At 72.9% G+C, this 7,533-nt stretch carries 5 protein-coding genes; 1 reads left to right on the top strand and 4 read right to left on the bottom strand.

The features are described from left to right. Positions 1–193: 193 nt before the first annotated feature. The gene (locus tag ACFVWD_RS21440; RefSeq protein WP_389598068.1) at positions 194–1,309 is read right to left on the bottom strand and encodes an ADP-ribosylglycohydrolase family protein; all 1,116 of its coding nucleotides are present in this window, start codon (positions 1,307–1,309) and stop codon (positions 194–196) included. Positions 1,310–1,543: 234 nt separating this feature from the next. Here ACFVWD_RS21440 and ACFVWD_RS21435 point away from each other — a divergent pair, with 234 nt between their 5' ends. After that, positions 1,544–1,816: a DUF397 domain-containing protein gene (locus ACFVWD_RS21435; protein WP_389598066.1), complete on the top strand. Its 273-nt coding sequence runs from the start codon at positions 1,544–1,546 to the stop codon at positions 1,814–1,816. Here the strand turns inward: ACFVWD_RS21435 and ACFVWD_RS21430 are convergent. The 3 genes from ACFVWD_RS21430 to ACFVWD_RS21420 form a co-directional block, all read right to left on the bottom strand. Then, a complete protein-coding gene (locus ACFVWD_RS21430; RefSeq protein ID WP_389598065.1) occupies positions 1,797–4,184 on the bottom strand; it encodes a tetratricopeptide repeat protein in 2,388 nt (795 codons plus the stop codon). The genes ACFVWD_RS21435 and ACFVWD_RS21430 overlap by 20 nt on opposite strands. 28 nt (positions 4,185–4,212) lie before the next feature. Beyond that, positions 4,213–4,788 carry a hypothetical protein gene (locus ACFVWD_RS21425; protein WP_389598063.1) on the bottom strand — a complete coding sequence of 192 codons (576 nt, stop codon included), beginning with the start codon at positions 4,786–4,788 and terminating at the stop codon, positions 4,213–4,215. Positions 4,789–4,881: 93 nt separating this feature from the next. Beyond that, entirely contained in the window at positions 4,882–7,467 is a 2,586-nt protein-coding gene (locus ACFVWD_RS21420; protein ID WP_389598061.1) for a bifunctional FO biosynthesis protein CofGH, read from the bottom strand. Between the last annotated feature and the right edge of the window lie 66 nt (positions 7,468–7,533).

Genomic DNA, 7,533 nt, shown 5'->3' with positions numbered 1-7,533 from the left:
GCGCCCCCGCCCCGGGCGGCGCCCGCGGAGGGGCCCGGCACCGCCAGCCCGGCGGGCGTCTGAGCGCCCCGCCGGCCGGCAGACGAACTACTCGGCCGGCCGCCGGGGGCTTCAACCGGGGCCGTCGTTCGGCTGCGGGGCGGTGGGGGCTGGTCGCGCGGTTCCCCGCGCCCCTTCAGGGCGCGGGGAAGGCTTACGCCCGCGGGTAACGAGCCAGCCAGCCCGGTGCGGAGCCGCCTGGGCCGTGCAGGGCCGGGCCCTGGGTCATCTCCATGGCGAAGTCGTCCGCCAGGGCCAGCATCGTGGGACGGCCCTCCAGCTCGGCCAGCCAGGCAGGCGGGAGGGCCGTCTCGCCGTGCAGGGCCCCGAGCAGCCCCCCGGTGAGGGCGCCGGCCACCCCAGAGGACCCACTCTGGTTCACCGCGAGGCACAGGCCGTGCCGGATGTCCTCCCCCACCAACGCGCAGTACACGGCGACCGCGAGCAACCCCTCCGCCGTACCGTCCCCGGCGAGTTCCTCGACGCGCCCCGGCGTCGGCATCCCCTGCCGCACGGCCCCCAGCGCATGCTGGAGCGCGTCCGCGACGGGCTGCTGCCCCGGCCGCGCCGCGAGAATCGCGAGCGCCCGCTGCACGGCCCCGTCGAGGCTCTCGCCGCGGGCCAGCGCGTGCACGATGACGGCGTACGCGCCCGCCGCGAGGTACGCCGTGGGGTGCCCGTGCGTCTGCGCGGCGCACTCGACGGCGAGCTGCATCACGAGCTGCGGCTCCCAGCCGACGAGCAGCCCGAACGGCGCGGAGCGTGCGGCGGCCTCGGGACCGAGCTCGCCGGGGCTCTTGGGCGCGTCCAGCGTGCCCATGATGTCGTCGCCGAAGCCGATCAGGCAGGAGCGGGCCGGGTCCCGGCGCGCGTACAGCCACTCCTCGCGGGCCAGCCAGCCGTCGTCCTTGCGGCGCTCGTCGGGGCCCCAGTCGCTCTGGGTGGCCGCCCAGCGCCGGTACGCCCGGTGGAGGTCGGTGGGCGGATGCCAGGCGCCGGTGTCACGGCGTACCTGGGCGCGTATCAGACCGTCCAGGGTGAAGAGGGTCAGCTGGGTCAGGTGGGTGACGGCGCCGCGCCGGCCGTGCCCGAAGGCGAGGTCGACCAGCCCCTCCGCGCCGTGGGCCTCCCGGATCCCCTCCAGGGTGAGCCCGTCGACCGGCGCCCCGAGGGCGTCCCCGACGGCCGCGCCCAGCAGGGTCCCGCGTACCCGGCTACGGAAGTCCTGCTGCTCCGCACGGCCCCAGACGGCACCGGCTGTCGCACTCACCGAGACCTCCCCAGGCACAGTCCGTACGTCCGACAGCTCAGCACTGTAATCGACCGGGAACGGTCCGTTCAGGGGCCCGATCGGAATACGGAGTGCGGGTCAAGTGAACCCACCCGGTCAGGTTGCGAAGGCTCCCTCGACGATGTGGCCTTGGTGAGGGCCGGGATCCGCTCGGTCCTCCGGGGAGGCCGACGGTCAGCCGTACCAGGTCACATTGCATACGTAGACACACTCGTGGCGTGGGCGGCACGTTCCGGGTGTCGCTCGATCGCCACGAACACCGCCCAGCCGTCGCAGGTCTGGAAGGGGGCCGGGCGGTGGAGGCTCGGTGGTGGTGGAGCGGCGGGGAGGGGCGGGGGTGGCAGCAACCACGGCCCCGAGTGCGTCGAAATCGCCATAGCCCCCGCCGCCACCGTCCACGTCCGCGACTCCAAGGACACGCAGCGCGCCCAACTGGCCTTCACCGGCGCCTCCTGGACGGAGTTCGTCAGTTCGGTCCGCCGCTGAGGCGGGCGCGCAGGGCGTCGGCCCACTCGTAGGAGGGGCGCAGCTCCAACGCGCGGTCCAGGGCGGCGAGTGCCTCCGCACGGCGGCCCAGGTCGGCCAGCGCCGCGCCCCGGCTGGCGTGGGCCGAGGCGTACTCGGGGTCGATGGTGAGGGCCTCGTCGTAGTCGGCGAGGGCCTCCTCGAGGCGACCGGCCACTCGGAGGGCGTCGCCGCGTTCGCAGTGGCCCCAGCCCCAGTCGGGCCAGAGGCCGAGGGCCCGGTCGAGGTCGGCCAACTGGCGGTCGTGCTCGGCGAGTCCGCGCCAGACCCGGGCCCGTCGGCCCAGCGCCCAGGCGTAGTCCGGCTTGAGGTCGAGCGCGCGGCCGAAGTCGGCGAGGGCTGCGTCGAGGTCTCCGGCACGTTCGTGGGTGGCGCCTCGGGACGCCCAGGCGAAGGCGTTGGCAGGGTCGCGCCGAATGCCTTCGCTCAGGTCCCGGACCGCCTCGTCGTCATGGCGCAGCAGGCGGTGGTACTCGCCGCGCAGGACGACGTTGTTGGGGTTGTCCGGCTCCAGCTCCACCACGCGCTCGACATCGGCGAGTGCGCCCTCGTGGTCGCCCAGGCCGCCGCGGGTCAGGGCCCGCCCTCGGTGGGCCCGCACCAGGTACGGGTCCAGGGCGAGGGCGCGGCCGTACTCCTCCAGTGCGCGCTCGTAGGCACCGTCCCGCGCGAGAAAGTCGGCCAGCTCCGCCCGCGCCCGCGCCCGCCAGGGCTCGTCGCCCCGTGCCCGCCCCAGCAGGAACCGGAGTACCTCGGGCTTGCCTCCCTCGTCGAGGGCCCGCGTCAGGTCGCTTCCGCAGGCCCGCACGGCCTGGGCGTCCGCGTCCTGTCCCGCGTCGGCCAGTAGCCGCATCCAGCGCCTCACCAGGTCGTCCGCCTGACCACAGGCATCCACGACGTCGGTGAGGACGGCGGGAAGCGCGGAGCGGGGTGCGGCACACAGCAGGTGGTACGACTCCGCGAGCCGCAGCTCCCGCCAGTCCTCGTCGGCCCACTCGTAGCCGTCCTCCAGCCTGGCCTCGGTCTCCTCCCGCCACCCGGCGAAGGCCGCCGCGAGCCGCTCGTGCCGTTCGGCCCACCGCCTGGGCGAGCCCCTGCGCTGGAGGCGCAGCATCGGGGCCCGTACGACGTCGTGGTACTGCATCCGGTCACCGCGTTCGTCGACGAACGGTCGTTCCCGCAACCAGCCGTAAAGGGCGTCGAGTTCGGTGTCCGTACCGTCCACCACCGCCCGGAACACGTCCGCGTCCAGGCGCCGCGGAAGCGCACACGCCAGAGCGACCCCGCGCCGCACCGGGTCCGGCTCCCACTTCAGGAACCGCTCCACCGCCGTCGTACTCGGGTCTCCCACGCCGTCCGGATCGGCGGGCCGGGTCTCCGCGAGGGTCGACACCAGCACCGGCAGCCCGCCCGTGAGCCGCAGCACCTCGTCGACAACCGGCTCGGCCACCACCCCCTTGCCGGCGAGCAGACCCCGTGCCTCCGCCTCCGTGAACGGCCCGAGCGGCACGTCCGTCATGAAGTCCGCGAAGCCGCCCCAGCGGGCGGTGTCGAAGGGCCGTTGGCCGGAGGTGACGATGACGACGTCGGCAGACAGAGTGCCGTAACGGTCGGTGGTGATCACCTCGTGCAGCCAGCCGTCGAGGAACGGCCCGGTACGTTCGTAGGTATCGAAGAACAGGACGATCCAGGGCACCGTCGACGCCGCCTCCGACAACTCGCCGAGCAGCACCGGCGTCAGCACCCGTTCGGGTGTCAGGACCAGCTGCACGTCCTCCTGGCTGCGGAAGCGGGCACTGAGGCTCGCCCGGAACCTGTCAGCGCCCTGGGCCAGTTGGCCCGCGTCCAGGGCGCCCGCGAAGGCGCCCACGCCCGGCACCATGCCGAGTCCGACCAGTCCGGCGCGTGCCACCGCCAGACCGGCCGCCGAGGGCTCACCGGGTTCGGCGTCGACCACGGCGATCGCCTCGGCCTCGCGCCGCCGCTCCCGGTGAACGGCGAGCAGCCGATCCAGTTCCTTTAACCTCCGGCCTTGCAGGCCGAGTTGGCGACTGATCGTACCCATGGCCTCGGGCACGCTGTCGACGCTCTCGTCGACGTACGCCGTCAAGGCCCCGCGCTCCCGGGCGATCTGCTCGAACTCCCTCACCAGGAAGGTCTTTCCGACGCCCGCGTTGCCGTGCACGTGGAAGAGGAAGCGGTGGCGTTCGTCCTCGGGCGGCAGCTCCAGATTCCGACGGAAGACAACCCGTTCGTGACTCCGCCCCACGAATCCCGCCCGTCTGCGCCGAGCGATCAGCTCCTGCATCGACGGCCGCGCACGCCCCATCCGTCCGCCCCCTCCATCGCCCCGGCCGCTACTTCGTCACGGTGACCTTCGTACCCTTGGTGCCGAATGCCCAGACCGCGTCCCCGTCCGCGCTGTGCATACGGATCCCGCCGGTCTTCACGCCCGCCGCGGGCTGCGGCGAGGAGCCGTCCTGGGCGTTGGAGAACGCGATGTTCACGCCGGAAGCGACGGTGAAGTAGACGATGTTCTCGACCTTCGTGCCGTCCGTTCCGGTGGTGGAGGGGACGGTGGTCGACACCGCGTACCGGCCCGGCGCCGGGCTCACCGTGCCCGGCCACACCGCGAAGGTGCGGCGGACGGCCTCGCCGGTGTCGACCAGCCACACCCGCCGCTGGGCGAGCGAGTAGACGATCCGCCGTCCGGTGCCCGAGCCGTCGGGCACGGCGGCCGGCTCGGCCTTCTTGGGCGAGGCGGAGGGCCGCGGGCTCGCCGACGCGGACGGCTTCGCCCCGGCGGCGTGGGCGGCTGTCGGGTGCGCTCCTTGGTCGGCCTGCGCGGCGAGGGCGGTGACGCCCACGATCGCCGCGGCGGTCAGACCGGTGACCCAGATCCAGGAGGGAAGCCGTCGGGCAGGCACGGACACGCAACTCCTCAGGCTTACAAGGCTTCTGTGCCCTCCACCGAGGGTCGGATCATCGTACTCCGACGCGCCCGGGGCCACCGCACGCTTCGGCCGTCACTCCAGGACCGGCAGCAGCTCCGGCAGGTGCCCGTCCGACACCTCCGCCGCTCGCTGCCGCTCCTCGGAGACCTCCCCGTACAGGGTCGTCCGCGGCCTCGCCGGACGCCCGGCCGCCTCCGCGACGGCGATGAGGTCCTTGACGGACTTGTACGAGCCGTACGAGGAGCCCGCCATACGGGAGATGGTCTCCTCCATCAGCGTGCCGCCCAGGTCGTTGGCGCCGGAGCGGAGCATCTCCGCCGCGCCCTCGGTGCCCAGCTTGACCCAGCTGGTCTGGATGTTGGGGATGTGCGGGTGGAGCAGGAGGCGGGCCATGGCCATCACGGCGCGGTTGTCACGGGTGGTCGGGCCCGGACGGGAGATGCCCGCCAGGTACACCGGCGCGTTGGTGTGGATGAACGGGAGCGTCACGAACTCGGTGAAGCCGCCGGTCTGCTGCTGGATACGAGAGAGCGTCCGGAAGTGGCCGAGCCAGTGGCGGGGCTGGTCCACATGCCCGTACATCATCGTGGACGAGGAGCGGATGCCGAGTTCGTGCGCGGTCGTGACGACCTCGATCCAGGTCGCCGTGGGCAGCTTGCCCTTCGTCAGGACCCAGCGGACCTCGTCGTCGAGGATCTCCGCCGCCGTGCCGGGAATGGTGTCGAGGCCCGCCTCCTTCGCGGCGGTCAGCCACTCACGGATGGACATCCCCGTACGCGTCGCGCCGTTGACGACCTCCATCGGGGAGAAGGCGTGCACGTGCATGCCGGGGACGCGCTCCTTCACCGCCTTCGCGATGTCGAAGTACGCCGTACCCGGCAGGTCCGGGTGGATACCGCCCTGCATGCAGACTTCCACGGCCCCCAGGTCCCAGGCCTGCTGGGCGCGGTCGGCCACCTGCTCCAGCGACAGCGTGTACGCGTCGGCGTCCGTGCGGCGCTGGGCGAAGGCGCAGAAGCGGCAGCCGGTGTAGCAGACGTTGGTGAAGTTGATGTTCCGGGTGACGATGTACGTGACGTCGTCGCCGACGGCGGACTTGCGCACGTCGTCCGCGATCCGGCAGAGGGCGTCGAGCGCCGGGCCGTCCGCGTGCAGCAGGGCGAGCGCCTCGTCGTCGGTGAGCTTCGTCGGGTCGTCGGCCGCGGTCGCGAGGGCCGCCCGTACGTCGGTGTCGATGCGGGAGGGCAGCATCCCGGGCGCCGCAGCCTCCCGCAGCGCCTCCCAGTCGCCGTACACGAGGTCGAAGTCGTCCCGGCGGTCGCCCGTGCGCCCCTCGGTGTCGATGGTGTGGTGCAGATCGGTGCGCCCCGACGCCGTGAAGGCCTCCTCCGGCTCCTGCCAGGGATGCCCTTCGACGACGGCGTCCTCGCGGGCGAGCCCCGTCTCCGGGTCCGCGAGCGCCCGTACGTGCGGCAGCAGCCGCGGGTCGAGCCAGGGCTCCCCGCGCTGCACGAACTCGGGGTACACACACAGCCGCTCGCGCAGTTCGAAGCCGACGGCACGCGACTGCTCGGCCAGCTGCTCGATCTGCGGCCAGGGCCGCTCGGGGTTGACGTGGTCGATGGTGAGCGGCGAGACCCCGCCCCAGTCGTCGATCCCCGCGCCGATCAGCCGCCCGTACTCGGAGTCGACGAGGTTCGGCGGGGCCTGGAGGCAGGCGGCCGGTCCCATGATGTGCCGGGCGACGGCCACCGTGGCGACCAGCTCGTCCAGTTCGGCGTCCGGCATCCCGCGCATCGCCGTGTCCGGCTTGGCGCGGAAGTTCTGGATGATCAGTTCCTGGATGCCGTGGTACGACCGGGACACGCGCCGCAGCGCGAACAGCGACTCGGCGCGCTCCTCGTACGTCTCCCCGATCCCGATCAGCAGCCCGCTGGTGAAGGGAACGGACGACCGCCCCGCGTCCTCCAGGACCCGCAGCCGTACGGCGGGCTCCTTGTCCGGAGAGCCGTAGTGCGGGCCGCCGGGCTCGCTCCACAGCCGCGTCGCCGTCGTCTCCAGCATCATGCCCATGCTCGGCGCGACGGGCTTGAGGCGCTGGAAGTCGGTCCAGGACATCACCCCCGGGTTGAGGTGAGGCAGCAGTCCCGTCTCCTCCAGGATCCGGATGGAGATGGCGCGGACGTACGCGATCGTGTCGTCGTACCCGTGCGCGTCCAGCCACTCCCGGGCCTCGGGCCAGCGGTCCTCGGGCTTGTCGCCGAGCGTGATGAGGGCTTCCTTGCAACCGAGTTCCGCGCCGCGCCGGGCGACGTCGAGGACCTCGTCCGGCGACATGAACATCCCGTGCCCGGCGCGGCGCAGCTTGCCCGGCACGGTGACGAAGGTGCAGTAGTGGCACTTGTCACGGCACAGCCGGGTCAACGGGATGAAGACGCTCTTGGAGTACGTGATGACGCCGGGCCGGCCGGCCGCCTCCAGGCCCGCGTCCCGCACCCGGGCGGCGGACGCGGCGAGGTCGTCGAGGGCCTCACCGCGCGCCTGGAGCAGCACCGCGGCCTCGGTCACGTCGAGGGCGACACCGTCACGGGCGCGTTTGAGGGCGCGACGCATGGAGTTCTCGGTCGGGCCGGTTCCGGAGGTCGCGGTGGTCGTCATCCTTCGAGCATACGATCGTGGTGATCAGGCATTACAGGGCGTGGCCGTATTCCTCCGGGGCGGCAG

The sequence above is a fragment of the Streptomyces sp. NPDC058086 genome (assembly GCF_042885015.1).
Classification (GTDB): domain Bacteria; phylum Actinomycetota; class Actinomycetes; order Streptomycetales; family Streptomycetaceae; genus Streptomyces.
The sequence above is the reverse complement of the archived record's forward strand: the minus strand, read 5'-3'. Positions and strand labels throughout refer to the sequence as shown.